Source organism: Dictyobacter halimunensis (assembly GCF_036245075.1).
Map to the genome: position 1 here is coordinate 2,838,109 of NZ_BSRI01000001.1, position 23,099 is coordinate 2,861,207.

Consider the following 23,099-nt stretch of genomic DNA (forward strand, 5'->3'; position numbering starts at 1 on the left):
CTACGTTCACCACTCAAGGATAGAGGAAGGAAAAAACGTGAGCATCGATCCACGTAAGAAGCAGCTTGCCGACCTGACGCCGCAGCAGCGCGCGCTACTTTTTCAGCGTCTCAAAGAAAAGCAGAAGCAGCAGTCAGGGCAGGAGGAAGCTGCTATCCCTGCTCGCTCAACGACGGAGAAAACGTTTCCGCTGTCCTTTGCTCAGCAACGGCTCTGGTTTTTGGATCTCTTTGAGCCCGGCAGTCCGCTCTACAATATCCCGCTGGCCTGGCGTGTGGAGGGTCGTTTTTCAGACGCCATGTTACAGAGCGCGCTTGACGCGCTGGCCATGCGCCATGAAACGTTGCGCACCACCTTTCTGGCGCTGGAAGGCGAGCCTCGGCAAGTCGTAGCGGTGCAGAGCACCGTGTCGCTAACCGTAAACGACCTTACGGCCTTAACGGGAGCGGACAGAGACAGCAGGATATCCTCGCTGATCGAGGAAGAGGCGCATCTGCCTTTTAACCTCACAGTCGGACCCCTGCTGCGCGCCAGACTCTTGCGCCTGGCCGAACAAGAGTCCATTCTGCTGCTAACGATGCACCATATCATCTCGGACGGCTGGTCCGGCGGTATTCTGCAGCGCGAACTATTTCAACTTCTCAACGCGTCTCGCGACCACCTGACTCCACAGTTACCTGAACTCCCTATTCAATATATTGATTTCGCGCTCTGGCAGCGGCAGTGGCTACAGGGCAGCCGCCTGGATAAGCTGTTGGCCTATTGGAAGCAGCAGCTCGCTGACCTGCCGGTATTGCAGCTGCCCTTTGATCGTCCCCGACCGGCGGAACAGACCTTCGCGGGGACCGCTATCCCCGCCATGCTCTCTGAACGCGACCTCGCGGCCCTGCAGACGCTCGCCCGGCAAGAAGGGGCGACGCTCTTCATGGCCTTGCTGGCCGCGTTTTACGCGCTCCTTTTTGCCTACACCAGGCAAGAGAGCATCCCGGTTGGCTCTTTGATCGCGAATCGCAATCGCGCCGAGACTGAAAACCTGATCGGTTTTTTTGTCAATACCCTGGTTTTGCGCGGCGATGTGAGCGGCGAGCCTACTTTTCGTGAACTGGTCGCGCGTGTGCGCGAGATGTGCTTTGATGCCTATGCTCATCAGGACCTGCCTTTTGAGCAACTGGTCGAGGCCTTGCATCCAGATCGGCACCTCAGCCACTCACCACTGTTCCAGGTCTTATTTACCTTACAGAATACACAGGGGGCCTCACTGGAGGGGAACGGCCTGAAGGTGCGGGCGCTCGAAACCGGAACCACCACGTCCAAATTTGATCTTGCTCTCTTCATTTCTGAGCAAGGCCACGGCATGAAGGCAGAGCTTGAGTACAACACCGATCTGTTCGATGTGGAGACCATCGAGGGGATGCTGGCGCACTTTCAGACTCTACTCGCCAGCATCGCGGCCAACCCGGATATTCCCATTAAGGAGATTCAGTTGCTTACCGCACGCGAGCGGCGGCAGATCATAGATTGGAATCGTACGCAGCAGGATTATCCCGCCACAGCGACGCTGCACCAGCTCTTTGAGGAACGGGTTACCCATACGCCGGACGCCCTGGCTGTACGTTTTGAGCACCAACGTTTGACCTATCGCCAACTGGATGAGCGCGCCAATCAACTGGCGCACTACCTGCGTCAGCAGCCGGGTATACAGGCGGAAAGCTGCGTGGGCCTATGTGTAGAACGCTCGCTGGATATGGTAATTGGGCTGCTGGCCATTCTAAAGGCTGGCTGTAGCTATATTCCGCTTGATCCCGGTTATCCACAGGCGCGCATCGCTTATGTGCTGGAGCAGGCCGGGATCTCGGTGCTGCTCACCCAGCAGCCGCTGCTGGCTCGCCTGCCCGAGTTCGCGGGCACAATACTCTGCCTTGATCACAGCGCGGGCAGAATCGCCGCGGAGCCGGTGACTCCCCTTCAGCTACCTGTACCCGCTGACGGTCTGGCCTATGTGATTTATACCTCTGGTTCGACTGGACTGCCCAAGGGGGTGCAGATCACGCACCACAACGTAGTAAACTTCTTGCACGCCATGCGCCAGCAGCCGGGACTGACGGCACAGGATGTTTTGCTGGCTGTGACGAGCCTCTCATTCGATATCGCCGGATTGGAACTGTTTCTTCCTCTGACGACAGGAGCCAGCCTGATTATCGCCAGCCAGAGCGTGACGCGTGATGCCGAGGAACTGATGGCGCTGCTGCGCGAGCAGAAGGTTACAGTCATGCAGGCCACGCCATCGACCTGGCGGCTTTTGATCGATAGTGGCTGGCAGGGTGAGCCTGGATTGAAGATACTCTGCGGCGGCGAAGCCTTTCCGCCCGAGCTGGCGCGTCAGCTGCTTGAGCGCTGCCACAGCTTATGGAACATGTATGGACCAACTGAGACAACGATCTGGTCGGCGCTACAGCATGTCGAGCGCGTGCAAGGCCCGGTCTCTATTGGTCGCCCCATCGCCAACACTCAGATATACATTCTCAATGATCAGCTCGAGCCTGTACCACCGGGCATGCCCGGTGAGCTCTATATTGGTGGCGATGGGTTGAGTCGAGGCTATCTCGGCAAACCCGAGCTCACCGCCGAGCGCTTCATTCCTGATGCGCAGAGTGCCGAACCTGGGAAGCGCCTCTATCGCACGGGCGATGTCGCGCGCTATCAGCGCGATGGCAGCCTGATCTTCCTGGGGCGTGTCGATCAGCAGGTCAAGGTGCGTGGCTATCGTATCGAGCTGCACGAAATTGAGGCGGTGCTGGCGCAGCATTCCGGCGTCAAAGAAAACGTGGTTATCGCGCGAGAAGATACGCCGGGCGAGAGTCAGCTGGTGGCATACGTGGTGGCGCGAGAAGATTACCAGGGGGCGAATGCCGACGGTGGTGGCTGGCAAGAGGAACAGATCGAGCAATGGCAGGAGGTCTGGGATACGACCTACCATGAAGATGAGGCCAACTTTGGCGCCGACCTGAATCTCAGCGGTTGGAAAAGCAGCTACACCCAGCAGCCGATCCCGGTCGAGGAGATGCGCGAGTGGATCGACTGTACCGTGGACCGCATCCTGGCAGGCGAGCCCCGGCGCGTACTGGAGATTGGATGCGGTACCGGTCTGCTGCTCTATCGGATCGCACCGCACTGCGAATCTTACTGTGGCGTTGATTTCTCTGCCAGCGCGCTGGCGGGCATCCAGCGGCAGCTTGATCAGCGCGGCTGGTCGCAGGTACGATTGCTGCAGCGTGCGGCCGATCAACTGGCCGACCTGGAAGCGGGCGCATTCGATACCATCATCCTGAACTCGGTGGCCCAGTATTTTCCCGGTGCCCAGTATTTCGTGCGCGTACTAGAAGAGTTCACCCGACTCGTCGCCCCGGAAGGGCGTATCTTTCTCGGAGACCTGCGCAGCCTCCCACTGCTCGAAACCTTTCATACCGCGATCCAGCTCTACCAGGCAGATGAGCGCCTGACGTGCGACGAGCTGCAGCGACTGATCTCCACTCACCTCAATCAGGAAGAAGAGCTGCTGATTGATCCCGCCATCTTCCCTATCCTGCAGCGTCATCTCCCAGGTATACGGACGATCGAAGTGCAATTGAAGCGCGGCGAGGCCGTCAACGAGATCACTCAGTTCCGCTACGACGTCACCATTCAAATGGGAGAAACGGCCAATGCTCCATTGCCCGTGCGGTTTATTGACTGGTCGGAGCGTCCTTTTACGCCGGAAGAGCTACCGGCCTATCTGGCTGGGGAGGATGGCATAGCGCTTGCCCTGCTGGATGTTCCCAATGCACGTTTGCGGCAGGCGGTCCAGTGCGTAACGCGGCTGCGTGAAGAGCAAGCAACGGTGAATGTACAGGAGTTAAGAGAGGAGCTGTTAGCATCTTTCGGCAAGACGCAATGTATTGAACCAGAGCGTTTCTGGTCCCTGGCCGATGAATATCCTTATCATGTAGTGCTGACGTGGGCGCGATCGGGCCGGCTGGATAGATATGATGTGGTGATGCAGAAAAAGCAGCCTGGACAACTCCCCACGCCGCTGGCACTATCTGGATCAGGTCAGGTCGTAGCGACTGAGAAAAACGTTGTCTGGACGGCTTATACAAACAATCCACTGCGGGAATCGATCCCGCGCAAGCTCATTCCAGAGGTGCGCAGCTATTTGAAAGGGCATCTGCCGGAGTATATGTTGCCGGCCGCGTATGTCCTGTTGCCAGTGCTGCCACTGACGCCCAATGGCAAGATTGATCGCCGCGCCCTACCAGCTCCAGGTCAGGACCGGCCAGAGCTGGGCGCCAACTACAGCGCACCCCGCAACGTGGTAGAGCAGGAACTGGCGCAGATCTGGCAACAGGTGCTTGGCATCGAACGCGTCGGTATTCATGACAACTTCTTTGAGCTGGGCGGTAACTCGCTGCTGATCATTCGTGTGGTTGCGAGGGCCAACAAAGCGCATCTACCCATGACGGCGAAGCAGATTTTCAAGCACCAGACCATCGCGGAACTGGCCGAAACGATCGGCTCAACGCGCATCATCGCCGAGCAAGGCGTAGTGACGGGTCCCACCCTGGCGGCGCCGGGACAGCGCTATGTCCTTGATCCCGCCGTGTATCATCCCGAGTATTATACGCTGGCCTACGCGATCAGTAGCCCAAAGGGCATGAAGGCCGACAGTGTACAGGAGGTAGTGGAAACGCTCTACACCTATCACGACGCGTTACGTATCCGCAGGGCTCCGCAAGATGCCCCGTTCGCGTTAGAGATAGCCGGAATTGGCGCCACCATCCCTTTCTGGCGCGTAGACCTGGCGGACCTGCCCGATGAAGAGATCGAAGCGCGGCAGAGTGCTCATCTCAAGGAGCAGCAGCTATCTTTTGATCTGGTTCATGGACCGCTGTTTAAGGCGCTGTACTTCGATTGTGGGGAGCAGAGAGAAGGCATGGTCTTGCTGCTGGCCCATTACCTGGTCGCCGACATTGAATCCTGGCAGGTGCTGATCGGGGATTTCCTCGCCGGCTATCAGCTGGCGGTGCAGGGACAGCCGGTAAGCTACCCGGCCAAGCCGACATCCTTCCAGCAGTGGACGCAGCGCCTGCACGCCTATGCTCAAACGGAGGAGGCCGGGCATGAATATCCCTACTGGCTGGCCGCGCAGAGTCGCCAGGTAGCGCGTCTGCCACGGGACTATCCAGCGGGCGAAAATACGATCTCCTCCTCTCGCATCCTGGATATTCAGCTGTCCACGGCCGAGACCGCCACGCTGCTGCATGAGGTGGTCCCTACCTATACCGCGCAGATGGATGCCATCTTGATGACCGCACTGGCCTGGGCCTGCCAGCAATGGAGCGGACAGGACGCGATTATGGTACGCCTGTTCAGCCATGGACGAGAAGCCCTGTTTGACGACATGGATGTCTCACGCACGGTTGGAGCCTTTGGTACAGACTTCCCGGTCGCGATCAGCCTGGCAGGCGCGCCAACGATAGAACAGGCCCTGCAGCACGTCAAAGGGCAACTCCGGCAGATTCCCAATCATGGCGTGGGCTATGGTATCTTACGCACCTATGGACAGGGCGTGGACGCGGAGACGCTGCGCAGCCTGCCGGGACCTGAAATAGTGGTCAACTATATTGGCAGCAACGTCACCGATCCATCGCAGCCCATTTTTCAGGTTCAGGGTCCCTTATCGGGCCATTATCGAGATAGCCAGTCGGATCGCACCTATATATTTCAGGTGACCGGTCGCGTTACTAATGAACAACTGATCGTGCAGTGGGACTACAGCGAGAACCTGCACGCACGCGAGACCGTTGAACGCATCGCGATGGCGACCATGGATGTATTCCGGTTCTTAATCGCGGCGTGCGAAGGCTATCACAAGACGAAAAAGATGGACCTGTAGCGCGTACCGTCTATGATGCTGGGCCAGATAAAGAATGGAGCTTAAAGAAATTCCAGATCACCTGTTCAGTGGGCAGGTTGCCGATCGTCGCCGGAATGCTATGTCCGCCGCCCTCAATGCGATAGTGCAGGATAGAAGCATCCTGGTGGCAGCCAGTCCAGCGGAAGCCAGTCGAGTTCTTGTCGCGGGCAAAAACTTCTGGCCCCTGTGTACAACCGTTGCGTTGCGCCCACTCGTGCAACCAATCCTGTACCGCGGGCAGCGGCCATTGTGGATTGACTTTGGCTGAAATGCCATTGTATGGCACGATAGGATCCGCGCTGCCATGGATCTCAAGCATAGGGACGGGCCGCCTGGGATGGCAGCCAGCCTGCAATGGATAGTAGTTGCCCGAGATGGGAGAGACCGCGGCGATGCGCGTAGAGAGCTGACAGGCTACAAAGCCGCTCATGCCGCCGCCATTCGAGAAGCCGGTCGCGTAGATACGCTGGGAGTCGATGCAAAAATCTTTGCTCAGCTTGTCCAGCATATTATTCATAAAGACCGTCTCATCGATATTGTAGTCATAGGGGCCGATACTCGCCCACATAGGTAGCTGCTGATCATCGGGTAGGCCCTGGGGGTAGACCGCTATGAAATGTTCTTTATCCGCGAGCTGGGAGAAGCCGGTTCCCTGCTCAGCGTCACTGGCGGTTCCTCCATGACCATGAAAGATAATTATCACCGGCACGGGCGTGCGGGAGGTATATTGAGCTGGTGTATGGACCAGGTATGTGCGGGTATGCTGTCCTCGCGCGACAGCGGGAGGGACCGCCACAACTTGATTTTGAGTGGTGCCCGCGCGCACCGGCGAGTTGCCTGCACAGGCGTTCTTGCCCTGTTGAGAAGATTGCGAAGAGGATGAACCGGTCATGTTAGATGTATCCTGTGAAGCGGTACTTGATGGATGTCGGGGTGTTGATGTGGTAGCTGACATGCAGCCAGCTATAGCCAGGCAGCATAGCCAGAGGAGCAGGGCAACGGATAAGGAGGCCCGCTTTTTTCGCATCCAATGCATAAAAGATCCTTTTCTGATATTCTCCTGATTATCACAGCTTTAAGCATACAAAGTCGTTAAGGCTTATGATTATTATAACAAGGAAATTTGAATAAAAACAGTTGTATATCGCGTTATTTGGCAACTGAGTAAAGGGTGTTTTGAACATGGACGATCAGCTGGAAGAGACGCAATCCGTTATGGAAGAGGATGAGGAGCAATACTTCTTTGCGCCTTCATTTATCCAGGAAGGCCTCTGGCTACTCAATCAGATTGATGAAGTACAGACAACGTATCGCGTCCTATTTATAATTGGACTGCATGCGGCGCTAGACCTATCGCTTCTGAAACGGGCACTGGAGATGCTCATTGAGCGGCATGAAATTCTGAGAACGTCATTTGTGCTGATCGATAGTCAGCCCATGCAAGCCATTGCGCTGCAGCTGCCCTTCGAGTTGCCATACAACGATCTCTCTGAAATGAGCCCTCAAGAGCAGAAAAGAGAAATAGCGCGTCTGGGACAGGAGCTGATTGAAGTCCCACTCTCGCTCGATAACGCTCCACTGTTCCGCGTTACCGCCATCCACCTCAACGAGCAAGAGCAGCTGCTTTTCTTCTTAACGCACCATATTATTATGGATGGGCCCTCGTATCAAATTTTTCATGATGAAATTACGCACCTCTATAGCGCTTTGTTAGCTGGTGAAGAGCCTCAACTTCCAGAGTTATCCCTGCAATATGCTGACTACGCGGCCTGGCAGCGTGAAACGCTACAGGGGGAAGAGGCACAGCCCCTGATCGACTACTGGCGGCAGCAACTGGGGGGCATGCCAGATCTGCTTGAGCTTCCAACCGACTATCCGCGACCGGCTGTCCAGACGCATCAAGGAGCGGCGGAACATTTTGTGTTATCCAGCCAGATCAGCGAAGGACTAGAGAGGCTTGCCCGATCCACGGGAACGACCCTCTTTATGGTCCTGCTGAGCGGATTTACGATGTTGCTTCACTATTATAGTGGGCAGGAGGATATTGTCGTTGGCACCCCTGCGTCGCTGCGTACACGTAGCGAGTTCGCCTCTTTGATCGGGCCTTTTCTTACCACCCTGCTCTTACGCACGGACCTTACGCATGATCCCACCTTTCTTGAGCTCTTAATGCGTATCCGCACCATCTGTATCGAAGCATACAGCCACCAGGAGATGCCATTTGAATACCTGGTAGAGATCTTAAAGCCCGCCAGGAGCATGAGCTACAATCCGCTATTCCAGGTCTTTTTCGCGTTCAATAATTTTATCGCGGCCCCCACGCCCGATGAATCGTCCCCGATTCAGCACATGGACATAAAGAGTTACACTGCTCGCTTTGATCTGTCCTGCGACTTTGTATTGCGTGAGCAAAAGCTCAGCTACATTCTGGAATACGATACAGCCCTCTTCTCCAGAGAGACTATTGTACGCATGGGTCATCACTTGCAGAAATTACTCGAGGAAATTGTAGCCGACGTGGAGCAGAGGCTTTCGCAGCTCTCGCCCCTTACGAGCCAGGAACGCGGTACCCTCATCTCGACCTGGAATTCACACGATGACGACTATGCGCGTGACAGCTGTATCCACGAGTTATTCGCTGCTCAGGTGGCCCGCGTTCCCCAGGCCATCGCCATTGCCTGTGATGGGCGTTCTCTCACCTATGAAGAGCTAGACGCACGTGCCGAGCGCGTTGCTCGCTACTTGCTGGCGCAAGGCATCAAACCTGAATCCTTAATAGGACTCTGCCTGTCCCGTTCTGAAGCGTACGTTATCTGTGTGCTGGGCATCTTAAAAGCGGGTGCCGCTTATATTCCCCTCGATCCAGAATACCCGGCGGAACGCCTCCGCTTCATCATCGAGGACGCGAACGTGTGGGCGCTGCTGACCGGCGTTGATGAGCAGCACGCGCTACCGGAGTACTCTGGACCCGTTTTTTTGATTTCAGATCTACGGGCGGCAAACGACACGGATCTGTTACTGATCAACAGGCAACGGGTCTATGCGGATAACCTGGCCTACGTGTTATACACCTCGGGCTCTACGGGTCGTCCCAAGGGGATTCAGATCAGCCATCGGGCGGTTGTGAACTTTATCACCGCAATGCAGAAGGAGCCTGGTTTTACAGAGCAAGATATCTTGCTGGCGGTGACCAGCTTCTCCTTTGATATCTCAGGGCTCGAACTATTTTTGCCGCTGCTGACGGGTGGGCGAGTCGAGCTTGCCACGCGTGAAATGACGCTGGATAGCCAGCAGTTGTTGCAGAAGATCGCGCAGAGCGGCGCGACAGTGATGCAGGCAACGCCAGTGACCTGGCGCATGCTGTTACTGAACGAGGACGCGCGCTTCGCGGGACTGAAGGTTCTCTGCGGGGGAGAAGCCCTGCCACAAGACCTGGCTCAATCTCTGCTCGCGCGGGGCGCTGATCTCTGGAATATGTATGGTCCGACCGAGACGACGATCTGGTCGCTGATCCAGCGGGTACAAAATGCGCCGGGTGAACGAGCGATCGTTCCAATTGGAGCGCCGATCGCCAATACGCAGGTGTATATTCTGGATGCGCATGACCACCTGTTGCCGGTTGGTATTCCCGGTGAGTTGGTGATAGGGGGAGACGGACTGGCACGAGGCTATCTGCGGCGTCCAGATTTAACTGCCGAGCGCTTTATGCCAGATCCTTTCGGTCAGCGGCCGGGCGCGCGTCTGTATCGGACGGGAGATCGAGCCCGCTGGCTGAACGATGGCACCATTGAATTTTGGGTCGCCTGGATACCCAGGTCAAGCTACGGGGATTTCGTCTTGAATTAGGCGAAATTGAAGCCGTCTTGAGTCAGCATCAGGAGATTCATGCGGCGGTCGCTATGCTGCGCGAAAACAAAAAAGGGCAGCCACAACTGGTCGCCTATGTAGTTCCCGAGCAAGAGATGCCACAGGTAGAAGCGCTCAGAGCATACGTCCAGTCGTATCTGCCAGAGTATATGGTGCCGTCTGCTTTCATGCCGCTCAATGCGTTTCCCCTGACGCCTAATGGCAAGATCGACCGCAAGAAACTGCCGGAACCTGAAAGCGTGGAGGTCACGCGGCGCGAGATTGAGCCACCAACCACTGCATTTGAGAAAACCCTGGCGGCTATCTGGTCTGATGTATTGGGACAGGAACGGATAGGAATTCACGATAATTTTTTTGCTCTCGGTGGTGATTCTATCCAGGTTGTGCAGGTCTGTACACGGGCCCAACAGGCTCATCTTCATCTGGTACCTGGACAGCTATTTCGCTACCAGACCATTGCCGCTTTATCGCGGTTGCATACACAGTCACAGCAGGACGCCGAATCTCTATCGGCTGCCGTCGCGCATGAGCTCAAAAGTGACGAGGCCGCTGAAGGGACCAGTCTGGCAGGGGATAATGGTAGCAGATCTGCGGTTTCTTTGCCGGTATCCTTGACTCCTAATAAGCTCAATAAAATTATGGCACAGATCCAAAAAGGAAAGAAAAAAAGCTAAGGGTTCTTACTGGTACCAGGAGATTTACAGCGAGAAAAAGGATGCTTCCCATACTATTACTTAAAGCACGTAATATATTACACAGATAAGTAATTTTAAAATGATTAAATGTTACTTATCTGTATAATATGTAATAAGAGTATACTTGCCTTTATTGTGAGTGGAAGGTAGATGGATAACCGCAAAAATAAACGCAAGGAAACTTTAACAAGCGGAATTAACGTGTTACGTGCTTTGTACAGAAAGGAAAGTGTATTATGAAACCCGAAAAGAAGCTCTCCGAGCAATTTGTTGATTTTGTTGACCTGACCGACGAGACCCTGGAAGAGGTTGAATTCATTCAAGGTGGTACCAGCGCTAGTTTCTGCAGTTATGGTTATGGTTATGGGAGTGGTTTCTGCGGTAGCGTTGGTTTCTGCGGTAGTGTCGGTTACTACGGCGGTGTTGGTTTCTGTGGCAGTGTTGGTTTCTGCAGTTATGGTTATGGTTATGGCCATTTCTGTGTTTAACAACATCCTGCAGCTTTTGCAATAATGCAGCTACTTGCCCGGTAACTGCGTGTGTGGCAGCTACAGGGTCAGAGAGGAGCAGGGCCGATCTCTGGTACGCTGGCCAGATCGGCCTCTCCCCTTTTCCCTTTGATACACCTCCTTGCATTCAGAGTTGAAGCTCTGTTTATCTGGAATGTTTTTCTCCAGGAGAAACTTTTCTATGCTCGTGCAAAATATGCACCCAAAATGGAAAGCCGATACATATTTTATCCCGATGCCCGGTGGTGTCTATCTACGTGGAAACAGCAGCCGTCTTTTCCTCAAGGGTAAAAGCCTCTTCGCTCTGCTTGAACGCCTCGTTCCCATGCTCGACGGAAGTGCTTCTCTTGAAGAGATAACTGACGGTCTGGACACAGCCAAAAAGCGGATGATTACGAACTTGCTTGAGAAATTACTGGCCCATAAATTTCTCACAGACACAAGTCAGGATCAACCACATACGCTTCGTCCCTCAGCGTTGGAAACCTCTGCCCTCGACATTGCTTTTCTCGCTTCCCGACAACCGTCAGCGGCCTCTCGCTTTGAACATTTTTGCCAGCAGTCATTGCTCCTTATCGGCTCTGGAGCCAGTTTCATCGCGCTGATAAAGGCGAGCATCCAATGTGGAGTAAAAAAGATCGACGTATTGATTACGCCAGAGGATGCGGTTGGGGCAAATGCTCGCCAGAGGATGCTTGATTTTTCTGCCGAAAACGCACCTGAGCAAGCGGTGCGTTTTCTTGATACTCCCTCCTGGAACAATGAGTCCGCAGTGCGGGATACGATCCAGGCTTATGATGCCCTCTTGCATGTCTCTGAGCGACCGATGTTGGCGCGTGCGCTCCTGCTAAACCGGCTGTGTCTTGAGCAAAGGAAAACGTTCATGCAGGCGGTGGTCGTTGATGATCGTGCCTGGCTCGGTCCGCTGGTGAGTCCAGAGGCCGGAAACTGTTGGGAGTGTGCCTGGCGACGCCTGCAAGCCAATCTGAGCGCTTTTCCAGCACAACCCTCGCACTACGAATTTGAGGATCAGCCGCTGGCCGTGCCTCATCACTTGCTCACCGAAGCGGGCTCTACCATGCTTGCCAATCGGCTGCTCTTTACCCTGTTTCAATCTGTGACGCAGAGCGGCTCCCCGGAAACCGCTGACAGGTTAAGCACGTTTGATCTGGCAACATTTGAGGGAGAGAGCCACGCGTTTTTGCCACATCCTCACTGTCTGGCCTGCCAGCAACCAGCCGTTCCAGGCGTATCACAGTTCCTTCAACAGATTCAACGCCTGCAGAGCCGGGAGCCAGTCAATCCGGAGGGATTGCTGGAAAATATTGGCGGATGCGTTGACAAGAGACTTGGCATTTTTACCGAGTTTGAGTATAGTGATTTTGTCCAGGCTCCGCTGGCGGTTTATCAGGTCCATAGTTCCAATCCCCTGCCAGGCCAGATCCCATCTGATCCGCCCAGTGTTGTAGCGCTAAGTACGGAGGCCAAAGACGCCTGCTTACAGGCCGCGCAAAAGGCGTGCGCACGCTACGCTGCTTCTATGGTGGATCGACGCCGCTTGCTCTCTTCTGAAGTGGCCCAACAACAGTCCTCTTGTCCTATCATTACGAGCGATCAATTGCTTGAGATATCTTCCCTGTCTGTAGTAGAAGAGGAGATGTGGACCTGGGCGCTGGATTTGCGGACACAGCAAGCGGTGCTTGTGCCTGCCACATACGTTTTCTCTGTTCCTGACCGCAAAGAACGAGGCTCCGCAGCGGGGATGAGCTGGGAGGAAGCGATCTGCCTGGCTCTGCTGGATTGGTGTAACTATCTCACGCTAGAACAGGTGGGGAATACTCAGCGGGTGTATCCTCAGGTTGATCTTGAGCAAGTGTCTCTGACGCCAGAGGGGGCACATCTCCATCGCCTTCTCCAAACGACTGGAGAACAGATTACCGTCTACGATGTCACAGGAACGCTGCGGGTTCCTACATTCGCGACGTGCTTGGGGGAGCAGGTTATCGCATATAGTACCCACTGTGATGTCGCGCAGGCGCTGAGCATGGGACTCACGCGGGCCGTGCAGCAATACCAGGCTACACAATTCCAGCAGCCTGACTATGCGCTGGAGCCCGTACCGGATTTTCCGGCGCACCTACGCGGCACGCACGCCTCTGTGCCACACGCTTCCTTGCCAGACGCGTGGCCAGCCAGGCGAGAGTGGTTGCTAGCGCAATTGTGGGCGAACGGTTTCCACGCTTTCGCTCTTCCTCTGGACCATGACCCGGCTCTGGCGCGGGTGTTACCTTTTATCGCGCGTGTACTTGTGGGCAAAAGAGAAGTGAAGAGGGGCGAATAATTCGATGACGAAGCTTAAAGAGCGTCCGCTTGGACTCGTGGGACAGGGTCGTATCTATCAGAAGGTGAAACAGTATACCGAGAGGGTGTATGAGGAGATTATTCTTTTCAGCGAGGAAAGTTCTCCCCAGCAATTGGCCAGTTGTAAAATCATTGTCTCTTGCAGCGATACCTGGTCTCCCAGGACTCTCCAGTTGATCAATCGGCGCTGTCGGCAAGCCAACGTAGCCTTGCTCTCCGTTTATACCCAGTTTGACGAAGCCGTTATTGGACCCTGGGTCAATCCACAGACCCAGGGGTGTACAACCTGCGCCGAGCTGCGTAAATTGGGGGCCACCTCTTCTCAAACCGACTACGAGCTTTTGCAGCGCTATCTCTCTCAAGAACACACTCCCGTTGTATCTCAAACCTGGCTCTCATCGTTCAGTCTGGAAACGCTCGCAGCGCTGGTAGGAGAAGAGATCGCGACCTACCTCCAAAAACCTGACCAGTTACGGACACATGGTGCCTTGCTCTTCGTCTCATTGGAGACGCTGGAGTGTCGCAGGCACGCTTTCCTTCCTTCTCCTGCCTGTCCTGATTGTCAGCAACTAGTCGAAGATAGAGCTGAACTGGCGATGGTGACGCTGCAAGATAGCCCGAAACAAGGGGCGTTCACCTATCGTATCAGCCAGCCTGTTGCCAACGCTGAGCATCTCCTCGCATCCTATGTCGATCAGCGCACCGGCCTGGCCTCCGCACTTACCGTAGAGAATACCAATCTGCTGCCGATTGCCTCATCCCGGCTCTCTGTTGAACTAGAGAGAACAACCGTGGGGAGCGGAAGTACTTTACGTCCGGCGCAGAGTAAGCTTGTCTCGGTGCTGGAAAGCGTTGAACGCTATGCCGGTTTGTATCCCAGAGGCAAACGTACGATGGTGCGGGCAAGTTACCATCAATTGATGCAGCAAAAAGAGCAAGCGCTTGACCCCACCACGTTGGGGCTACATAGCCCGGAAGAATACGAGTGGAGCGCGCAGCATGCACACCATCCCGGCAGTCGCCATCCGGTACCCTATCATCACGATCTGATGTGTCATTGGGTGTGGGGATATTCCTTCCAAAAGCAGGCTCCCATCCTTGTACCAGAGCACTGCGTCTATTATGGAGTTCCCACGAGCGAAGAAAATCCTCTGTTTCTCGCTGAGACATCCAATGGGTGCGCCCTGGGAAATAGCCTGGAAGAGGCGATCTTTCATGGGATGCTGGAAGTAGCCGAGCGGGACGCCTTCTTGCTCACCTGGTATGCTCAACTCAAGTTGCCACATCTCGCACCCTCCTCAGTCACTGATCCCACTATTCGTCTGCTGATCGAGCACCTTGAGTACCATTCCGGTTATACCATCCATATCTTGAATGCCAGCCTGGACCACGCTATCCCCTGCCTCTGTCTATTGTGTGTCGACGAGCAGGGGCGGGAAAACACACCCAAAGCCTTTGTCACAACTGGTTCACATCCCCACCCGGAGCAAGCTCTGCTGAGAGCGCTGCGCGAGTCTGCTCTGTTCCTGACCTTTCGGCACAGCCTGGATCAAGATGATCGTGCTCAAGCTCTCAAGATGCTGGCCGATGGCAACCTGGTTCAGGAAATTGATCACCACCCGCTCGTCTACTCTCTGCCAGAAGCGTTTGAGCGATTACATTTCTTATATCATGTGCAGACCAAACAAATCTTCCAGGAAGCCTTTGGTGATTTTTATCGCCATCCGCCAGAATGTATGGATTTACGTACTGATCTGGAAGCGCTTATCAACACCTATCTCATGCGGGGCATAGATGTCATCGTCATCGATCAAACCGCCCCTGAATACCAGCCCTGTGGATTACGCGCTGTCAAGGTTCTCATGCCGGGTATGCTTCCGATGACTTTTGGACAGCGCAACCGCAGAATCACAGGTTTCGAGCGCTTGCACCAGCTCCCATTTGTCCTGGGATATCAGGACCATCCATTGACAAAGGCAGAGATTAATCCCTATCCGCATCCGTTTTTGTGATGACTTTCCACGGCTTGCAGTAAGTTGCAGAGAAACCTGTCTCTTGAAAGGAGTTGACGATGGACACTATAACGAAATCTTCACATATTTCTTATCGTTTCAAAGAGGATGTGGAGATTCTGGAAAACGAAGATACAATCGTTGCCACCTCTCCTTGCAACCAGTTAAAGATCGCTCATCTTAGTCCGGCTCTACGCCATGTGCTGATGATGCTGTCTGAAAGGGCCTGTTCGGTACAAGGGATGAACGAAGCTCTGATTACAGCCCATGAAGAAAGTATGCTGGCGACTTTCTATCGTTATTTGTCCTTGCTGATACGCTATCAGATGGTCTATGTGTATGCTGGAAGAGAGGATGAGCAGATACCTTTAGCTACGTTGATCCCCATTTCACCGTCCTTTCAACATAGATGGGCTGACATCCAGGCCAATCAGTCATATAGAATGTCACGTTTTGCTTATGTCAGGAGAGATGAGGAGAGGTTTCAGTATGTGGAATCTCCTCTCTCTCATGCTCGTCTGCGTCTGGATTGTTCAGTTGCCGCGGGTGTCCTGTATCAACTGGGGACAGCGGTTACTCCAGTTGAACTGGCTCAAATGCTCCCTGGCGAAGATGTCGATAATGTTATCAGTGTGCTCACTTTATTGGTAATGGGCAATTTCGTGTTTCCAACGACGCATGAGGGGCGACTGAGTGAAGATGACGATGAACGTTACATGCAGTGGGACTTTCATGACCTCCTGTTTCATAGTCGTAGCCGGATGGGGAGACACAATAACATGGTTGGAGGTATCTACCGTTTTCTCCATCGTATTCCTCCTCAACCAGCGGTGAAGCCAATGTCATGGTCTGTGACAATACCATTGCTCAGACCCGATATGGATCGACTCGCTGAAGTCGATCCAGGCTTGACCGCTGTAATGGAGGCTCGCACCTCAATACGCGATTATGGTGATCGTCCCATGACGGTTGCTCAACTGGGTGAATTTCTCTATCGGGTTGCCCGTATCAAAGAGGTCTCTCATGATGGAAACATGTATGACGTTACAAAAAGACCGTATCCTAATGGTGGGAGTTGCTATGAAATAGAGTTTTACCTCACGATTGATCGATGTGAAGGGCTCACTCCAGGTTTCTACTGGTATGATCCGTTGAGTCATGGTTTATTTTTTATCCAGGGACCAGATAAAGATACCGAAAAACTCTTATCTGATGCATCTCGAGGTGGATTTGATCACCCTCAAGTAGTAATCACCCTTGCTGCGCGTTTCCAGAGGGTTTCATGGAAGTACGAAAGTATAGCGTACGCGCTGATACTGAAGAATGTCGGAGTAATTTATGCGACGATGTATCTTGTGGCTACTGCTATGGACTTAGCCCCTTGTGCTCTGGGAGCAGGCGATTCTGATCTCTTCACAAAATTATCTGGTTCCGATTATCTCAAAGAAACGTCTGTTGGTGAATTTCTCCTTGGCAGTAAGCGGGTACAAACTCCATAAGAAATTGCGCGGTGGAGACTACTGGCTTCAGAAAGCGCGTGAGTTTGTGTTGGAGAACAGCATCCGGCCCGAACGGGGATTTTTTCGCGACCAGATGAGTCTTTCTGGTCGCACTACCCTGTCATGCAGCGCGAAGGCCGGCCCCTAGAGCTGCTCAACTGAATCCCATTCAAAGTTGCGCATTCTGGATGACTTATATTGCTTAAAATTACGTCACAATTTCAATTGGTGCGCAAAAAGGAGTATACTAAGGTTGAGATATATCGATTTTTTTATGTGTAACCTATCAGGAGTTGTTGAGAAAAATGTATCGTCTCCTTGCTATCGACCTGGATGGAACCCTGTTGGATCCCTATCATCGTATCACGCCCCGGACCCTGGATATGCTGCGGCGCGCTATGGCCTCGGGCATGTATGTGGTGATCGCTACTGGTCGCGTTCCCTATAGTGTTCATGCTGTCCTGCAGGATCTCACTCTAAACGCACCTATGATTACCAGTAATGGTGCGACCATCCTCGATACCCGCACAAATACTATTGTGGCGCAGCAATTAGTGCCTGAACAATATATATTACCTGTGCTTGCGGCCGCCGGTGGCCTCGATCTCCAGTTTTGTTATTATACCCATGATTATCTGTATGCTGAAGAGGTCCTCTATACGGGGCAGAACTGGTACCTGGCCGATGTGCCTGTACGCGCGGTGGCTGATATTACCGAGGTCTATCCCCAGCCCTGCATCAAGATTGGCGCCTATGGTGAGGCCAGGACGCTGCGTGAGAAGCGGCTAGAGCTTGAAAGACGCTTCACGGGTCAGCTCTACGTCACCCAGACCGCCGATTGCTGGCTGGAGTTCATGCATCCTGAGGTCTCTAAGGCCAATGCGCTCAGCATGATCGCGCGCCAGCTGGATGTGCGGCCTGAGGAGATTATCGCCTTTGGTGATAACCATAATGATCTGGAGATGCTGCGCTTTGCCGGCCTGGGGATAGCCATGGGCAACGCCCATGAAGAAGTGCGGACGGTGGCCGATTATGTTACTTTGACCAATTATGAAGATGGCGTTGCCGCTGCCGTGGAAAAATTCGCCTTCGTTTTACAGCATTAATGTGTGTTTTCAGCATTGTTCCCTATTTTTAGTTATATTACTGCACCATCTGACGTACCATTTGCAGCTTGAAAACCGTGTATAGGTAAAGGAGCATAGTGTATCACTATACTCCTATGCTCTATCTGTAATCGATGAGTAAAGAAACTCATGTCGTGCAATAGCTTGCCATTTACCCTGCCGAGTGAGAGCCGGTTGAGCCACGGTAAGAAAACGAGGTGAACAATGTCTGAAGAGCAGGCAAAAACAAATCCACAACCAGAAGATGAAACATGGTCGCTGCTAGAGGCGTACCATAGGAATGGTCGACCGCTGGTTGGAAGGATTGTGGAATTAGTCGGCGATCATTTGATTGTGGACATTAACGGTATTCAAGGCACCATTGAGTATGCGACCCTGGGTGTTACCTGGAGCGTCGCTGAACTGACGGATGATGAGCAGCAGTTGCCCGAGGAGACACTGGTCTCTCAACGCCTGGAGTCGCTGAAAGGGCAGGAGATCCTGGTCAGGGTGCTGCTGGTTGATCGCGATCTGCATATCCTGACGCTCTCACAACAGCTGGTGAGCAGCCCAGATGATGTCCCCGAACACTCTTCATGGCGCCAGCAGTTGCAGGACCAGATACAGCAGCGGCGACAACTATTGAGCCAGCTACGACCCGGCGACATCTGTAGCGCCAAGGTGACCTCAATCTATGCTCACCAGATCAACGTCAATGTAAATGGTGTCGCGGGAATTATCCCGCCGCAGCATGTCGCGGAGCAGGAGCGCCTTATCGATCCCTGGCGCGTTGTGCAGCCGGGTCAGACTATTGAAGCGATGATCCTGGACAAGGATAATGACTATCTGACGCTGTCTCTGATTTATGCCCGGCAGTTCGATGCTGTACTGGGCAGGCTGAACCCTGGTGACACCCACCACGGCAACATCTCCTCCCTGACCGAGGAAGGCATCTATGTTGATCTGAATGGAGCCCTGGCCCTGGTCCCCGTTGAGCAGGTTGTCTCTGGCTACATCACCCACCCGGCGGATCTCTATCATCGTGGCCAGACGCTGGTGGTCCAGATTCAGGAGATCACGGCGGACAGGCACGTCACGGCTTCGCTGCTCAAAGCGGACTCGTAGCCTACGACCTTTGAGGTCGTTTGGCCGCTTGTAGTCTCCGTCCCCGGGTGGGTTGGACTATGTTTCGCTCGCGGCCGGGACGCTATTCTGTTGCGCCTGGGACCAGAGCAGGCGCATCTCGGCGCTGCTGGACAGGAGCTCATTAAGCGTGCCCTGTGCCTCCACCCGTCCATCTTTGAGCACAATAATCTGGTCGGCGCGCTGCAGAACCGCGCGGCGGTGCGTCACCACCAGGTAGGTCTGATCGCGCCCGCTAAACAGGCGTTCCCAGAGCTGCTTCTCTGTCTCTCCATCGAGGGCGCTCGATAGGTCGTCCAGCACCAGTAGCTGCGCCGGTCGGGCCAGCATGCGTGCCGCCGCTGTGCGCTGCGCCTGTCCACCCGAAAGCTTCATGCCCCGACTTCCGATCTTGCTCTGTGCTCCTTGCGGAAAGGTCGCCACGTCCTGTTCCAGTACCGCCTGGTGCAGCACCTGCGAGAGATCTATGCCTGCCTCACCCTGTCCGAGCAGGATGTTTTCTTTGAGCGTATCGCTGAAGAGATGGGGTACCTGCGGTGTATAGGCGGCGCGGGGCGGCACAAAAAAGGTGGCCGCGTCTGGAACGGGACGGCCATTCCAGCATATCTCACCTCCCTGTAAAGGGAGCTGGCCCAGCAGCGTACGTACCAGCGTCGTTTTACCTGAGCCAACTCTGCCAACAATCGCCGTTAAGGTGCCGCGCGGTAAGCGAAGATTGACCCTCTCAATCCCCTTGCCACTAGCACTATAATGATACTCAAGTTGCGTGGCCGTTACCAGCTCTAACGTATCACTTTTAGGATCCAAACGTATATCTTCCACCGGCAGGGGACCTTTTTTGAGCGAGACCGCGTGGCGCTCGACCAGCAGCCGCTCCTGCCTTCCCCTGGTCTGCATCAGCCTGAGTAGCCGCTCAAAGGCGATGCGCACCTGGGCGTACTTGCCCAGGTTTTCACCCAATCCGGTGAGGGCGCTGGTAATGTATTCCATGTAGAAGATGAACAGGGCGATGTCGCCGATGCCCAGGTGGTCCGAGTGCGCGTTGAGCGCGGCCAGAAAGAGCACAAGGCCTGTACCGAGGCCGACGGTATTGCCGAGCACGGCATTGACGGTATCGTTCTGCAGCCGCTCGCGCAGCATCTGGACCAGGCGGTGCTGGCTCAGACGGCGAAAGTGCGCCACCACCGGCTGCTCGGCGCCCGCCACCTGGATGGCCTGGGCCGCGCCCAGAATCTCTCCGGCCATGCCCGTCACCTGTCCCGTGGCCTCGCGGCTGGCCTCGCGATATTTCGCCATGTTCTTCATCCAAAGGCGTCCCAGCACGACCACCAGCAGCAGAGGAATCAGGACCGCCATGGTGATGAGGGCATTGATGCGCCACAGGATGATCAGCGCTACTAGCGCGCCGATCATGGGTCCGCTCTGATTGAGTCCTGGCGCGTAGGCGACGGTCTCGGTATCGTCGCGCAAGATATTGAGCGCCTCGCCCGCCGTCATGTTCAGCGCCCTGGCCCCTGGTTGCTTGAACAGGTGGGCCAGTACGTTGCGGCTGAGCAGGCCACGCACCGGGTAGTGAACCTTCAGCGTGTTGTCAAAGCCGATGAACGTCATGCCCATATTGAGCATGGTCAGCGCGAACAGGGCCAATAGCATCATGCCCAGGCGCAGATCGAAATGCGGCCGCTGTGAGAGCGTCGTGAAGAGTTGCTGCAGCAGCAGTCCAAAGGCGATGGTGGCGCCGTTGCTCAGTAATCCTATCAATACGCCTCTGACCTCATAGAAGAGCCGGTAGCGCAGCAGGCCACCCAGCATTAGATACAGTTTTGTCGTCATACAGGAATCCCTCCCATCTCATGTTGTAGCAGGCGGGCGAAGTGTGAATCCGGATTGGCCGCCAGATCCAGGCGTGGTCCCGCCTCCAGGACGCGTCCATTCTCGATCACCAATATATCGTCGGCGCGCCGCAGTGTGGCCAACCGGTGGGCGATGACGATCCCGGTGCGTCCCTCGAATAATTTATCTACCGCCTGTTCGATATACTGCTCGGTCAGTGGATCCAGGCGCGACGAGGCTTCATCCAGCAGCACCAGGTCTGGTTGTGTCAGGAAGACGCGCGCGAAGGCTAGCAACTGCGCCTCTCCGGCCGAGAGCCCATAGTTGTTCGCGCCCAGTTGCGTGTTCAGCCGTTGCGGCAGCGCCCGGTACCAGTCTCGCAGGCCAACGTCTGCCAGCACCTCTACGATGCGTTCATCGGGGATCGAGCGGTCGAAGAAGGTCAGGTTGTCGCGCACCGAGGCCTGGAAAAGTTGGATGTCCTGCGTGATCAGGCTCATGCGTCGGCGCAGGTCACGCACGCGCAGCTCTGGCAGCGGTACACCGTTGATGCAGACCCGGCCCGACTGCGGATCGTACATACGGAACAGCAGGCGCGAGAGCGTCGTCTTACCGCCACCGCTGCGCCCGACGATCCCCAGCACGCGACCCGCCTCCAGTCTGAATGACACCCCGTCCAGCACCGGTTCATCTGGCGCATAGCCGAAAGAGACATCTTCGAACGAAACCACCGGCGCGCCCGGCGCCAGCACGTGTGTCCCCGGACCATCCTGAATGGCCGCAGTGGTCTTGAACAGACCATCGATGCGCCGGATGCACGACTCGGATTGGTAGAGGCTCTGGAGCTGCCACTGCACCTGCTCCAGTGGCCCCATCAGCAGCGCGCTGTAGACGAAGATCAGGTAGACGGTACCGGGCGAGGCGATGCCGATGCTCCATAGATACGCTGCCAGCACCAGCCCGATCACCTTGCCCAGCGTGAAGAGCGCCTGCGAGATGATCCAGGGCGTTGCTCCCGACCAGCCGGCCTGGCAGGTTGTGCTGTACCAGCGATAGAAGTGCTGATAGAAGTGGCGCCAGATATAGCTCATGCCACCGTTGCCGCGCACATCCTCTGCGGCGTCCAGCGACTCGCCCAGGAAGCCGAAGAACTCCGAACTGGCCTGTCGCGCGGTCACCCAGCGATCCACTGTGGTACGCCGCATCCAGGTCAGAACCACCACCACCAACAGGCAGTAGAGCCCCATGCTCACGCCCAGCATCCAATCGATGGTGGTCAGCACGACCAGCATGCCGGCCATTAGCAGCAGATGAAAGAGCATGTGCACCACAAATTTCGAGAAGAAGTCTGAGAGATCATTGACATCGCCATCGATGCGCTCCAGCAGCTCCCCCTGCGTATGGCTCTTGTGGAAGCCCTGGTCCAGCGTCAGCACGCGCGCCAGCAGATCGCCGCGCAGCGCGTTGGTCGCCGTCCAGGCCACCTTCTCGCATAGATACGACGAGGCCACTGACAGGCCCTGATTGAGCAGCGAGAAGGCCAGAAAGAGCAGGGCCGCCCACATCAGTCCCTGAGAGAGTCCCTGGCTAACGGTCGTATCGATAAAGTAGCCCAGAATCTTTGGATTGATCAGCTGCAGAGCGATACTGGCCAGCAGCAACAGCGACATCAAGAGCGCCGTGGGCCATTGCGGCCGCAGATAGCGCGCCAGCAGCACAAAGTAGCGTCGAAAGGGTCGCAAACTCACCGTGCATCCTTTCACAATAGCAGGCCTGCAACAATGCTGTTCTTATAGCCTGAAGAATGTCAATCGAAGACCCTTTCCAGATGCACAGTGGGCGCAGGCAGAGGGTAGAGGGGGAAGGGCAGAAGATGGCAAAAAGGTTGAAGGTTGTTTGCCGCTATACATGTCCTCTGGCAGGCGGATGATCTTGGAGCGCGGAGGTAAAGCGACCGCGAAGGTCGAACCGGCGTAGAAAACGCGAACCATAGCGTGCCTCAGACATGCCTTCTGTACCTGCCAGCGTTTTGGCCACCAATAGACGCTCTCGCGGCCTGCCTGCAACAATACAGCAAGCGGCCTGGCAAGAGATCGGGCCAAAGAAAACCTGGCGCACTCT

At 55.1% G+C, this 23,099-nt stretch carries 13 protein-coding genes; 9 read left to right on the forward strand and 4 right to left on the reverse strand.

The window, feature by feature from the left end; translation table 11 throughout:
* The first annotated feature begins 37 nt into the window (after positions 1-37).
* Entirely contained in the window at positions 38-5,932 is a 5,895-nt protein-coding gene (locus tag AABA21_RS11545; protein WP_338249982.1) for a non-ribosomal peptide synthetase, read from the forward strand.
* Between the two features lie 10 nt (positions 5,933-5,942).
* Here AABA21_RS11545 and AABA21_RS11550 read toward each other — a convergent pair whose 3' ends face one another.
* Positions 5,943-6,845: a CE1 family esterase gene (locus AABA21_RS11550; protein WP_338249985.1), complete on the reverse strand. Its 903-nt coding sequence runs from the start codon at positions 6,843-6,845 to the stop codon at positions 5,943-5,945.
* A gap of 1 nt (position 6,846) precedes the next feature.
* Positions 6,847-6,984, reverse strand: coding sequence for a hypothetical protein (locus tag AABA21_RS11555; protein ID WP_338249987.1), 138 nt, complete (start codon positions 6,982-6,984; stop codon positions 6,847-6,849).
* Between the two features lie 151 nt (positions 6,985-7,135).
* Here AABA21_RS11555 and AABA21_RS11560 point away from each other — a divergent pair, with 151 nt between their 5' ends.
* From AABA21_RS11560 to AABA21_RS11595, 8 genes are all read left to right on the forward strand, one after another.
* Complete coding sequence (locus AABA21_RS11560; RefSeq protein WP_338249989.1) at positions 7,136-9,799, forward strand: non-ribosomal peptide synthetase; 2,664 nt, start codon at positions 7,136-7,138, stop codon at positions 9,797-9,799.
* On the forward strand, positions 9,748-10,494 hold the full coding sequence (locus tag AABA21_RS11565) for a phosphopantetheine-binding protein (RefSeq protein WP_338249991.1): 747 nt from the start codon (positions 9,748-9,750) through the stop codon (positions 10,492-10,494). Before AABA21_RS11560 ends, AABA21_RS11565 begins: the two co-directional genes overlap by 52 nt.
* 257 nt (positions 10,495-10,751) lie before the next feature.
* Complete coding sequence (locus tag AABA21_RS11570) at positions 10,752-11,003, forward strand: hypothetical protein (protein ID WP_338249993.1); 252 nt, start codon at positions 10,752-10,754, stop codon at positions 11,001-11,003.
* Between the two features lie 202 nt (positions 11,004-11,205).
* Positions 11,206-13,365 (forward strand): TOMM precursor leader peptide-binding protein, encoded by a 2,160-nt coding sequence (locus AABA21_RS11575; protein ID WP_338249995.1) that lies wholly within the window; start codon positions 11,206-11,208, stop codon positions 13,363-13,365.
* A 4-nt stretch (positions 13,366-13,369) separates the two neighbouring features.
* Positions 13,370-15,397 (forward strand): TOMM precursor leader peptide-binding protein, encoded by a 2,028-nt coding sequence (locus AABA21_RS11580; RefSeq protein ID WP_338249997.1) that lies wholly within the window; start codon positions 13,370-13,372, stop codon positions 15,395-15,397.
* Positions 15,398-15,456: 59 nt separating this feature from the next.
* On the forward strand, positions 15,457-16,896 hold the full coding sequence (locus AABA21_RS11585) for a SagB family peptide dehydrogenase (RefSeq protein WP_338249999.1): 1,440 nt from the start codon (positions 15,457-15,459) through the stop codon (positions 16,894-16,896).
* A 305-nt stretch (positions 16,897-17,201) separates the two neighbouring features.
* The gene (locus tag AABA21_RS11590; protein WP_338250001.1) at positions 17,202-18,002 is read left to right on the forward strand and encodes a Cof-type HAD-IIB family hydrolase; all 801 of its coding nucleotides are present in this window, start codon (positions 17,202-17,204) and stop codon (positions 18,000-18,002) included.
* Positions 18,003-18,227: 225 nt separating this feature from the next.
* The gene (locus AABA21_RS11595) at positions 18,228-19,127 is read left to right on the forward strand and encodes a S1 RNA-binding domain-containing protein (protein WP_338250003.1); all 900 of its coding nucleotides are present in this window, start codon (positions 18,228-18,230) and stop codon (positions 19,125-19,127) included.
* A 57-nt stretch (positions 19,128-19,184) separates the two neighbouring features.
* Here AABA21_RS11595 and AABA21_RS11600 read toward each other — a convergent pair whose 3' ends face one another.
* Both AABA21_RS11600 and AABA21_RS11605 read right to left on the reverse strand, forming a co-directional pair.
* Positions 19,185-20,978: an ATP-binding cassette domain-containing protein gene (locus tag AABA21_RS11600; RefSeq protein WP_338250005.1), complete on the reverse strand. Its 1,794-nt coding sequence runs from the start codon at positions 20,976-20,978 to the stop codon at positions 19,185-19,187.
* Entirely contained in the window at positions 20,975-22,726 is a 1,752-nt protein-coding gene (locus tag AABA21_RS11605) for an ABC transporter ATP-binding protein (RefSeq protein ID WP_338250007.1), read from the reverse strand. Before AABA21_RS11605 ends, AABA21_RS11600 begins: the two co-directional genes overlap by 4 nt.
* Positions 22,727-23,099: the final 373 nt, after the last annotated feature.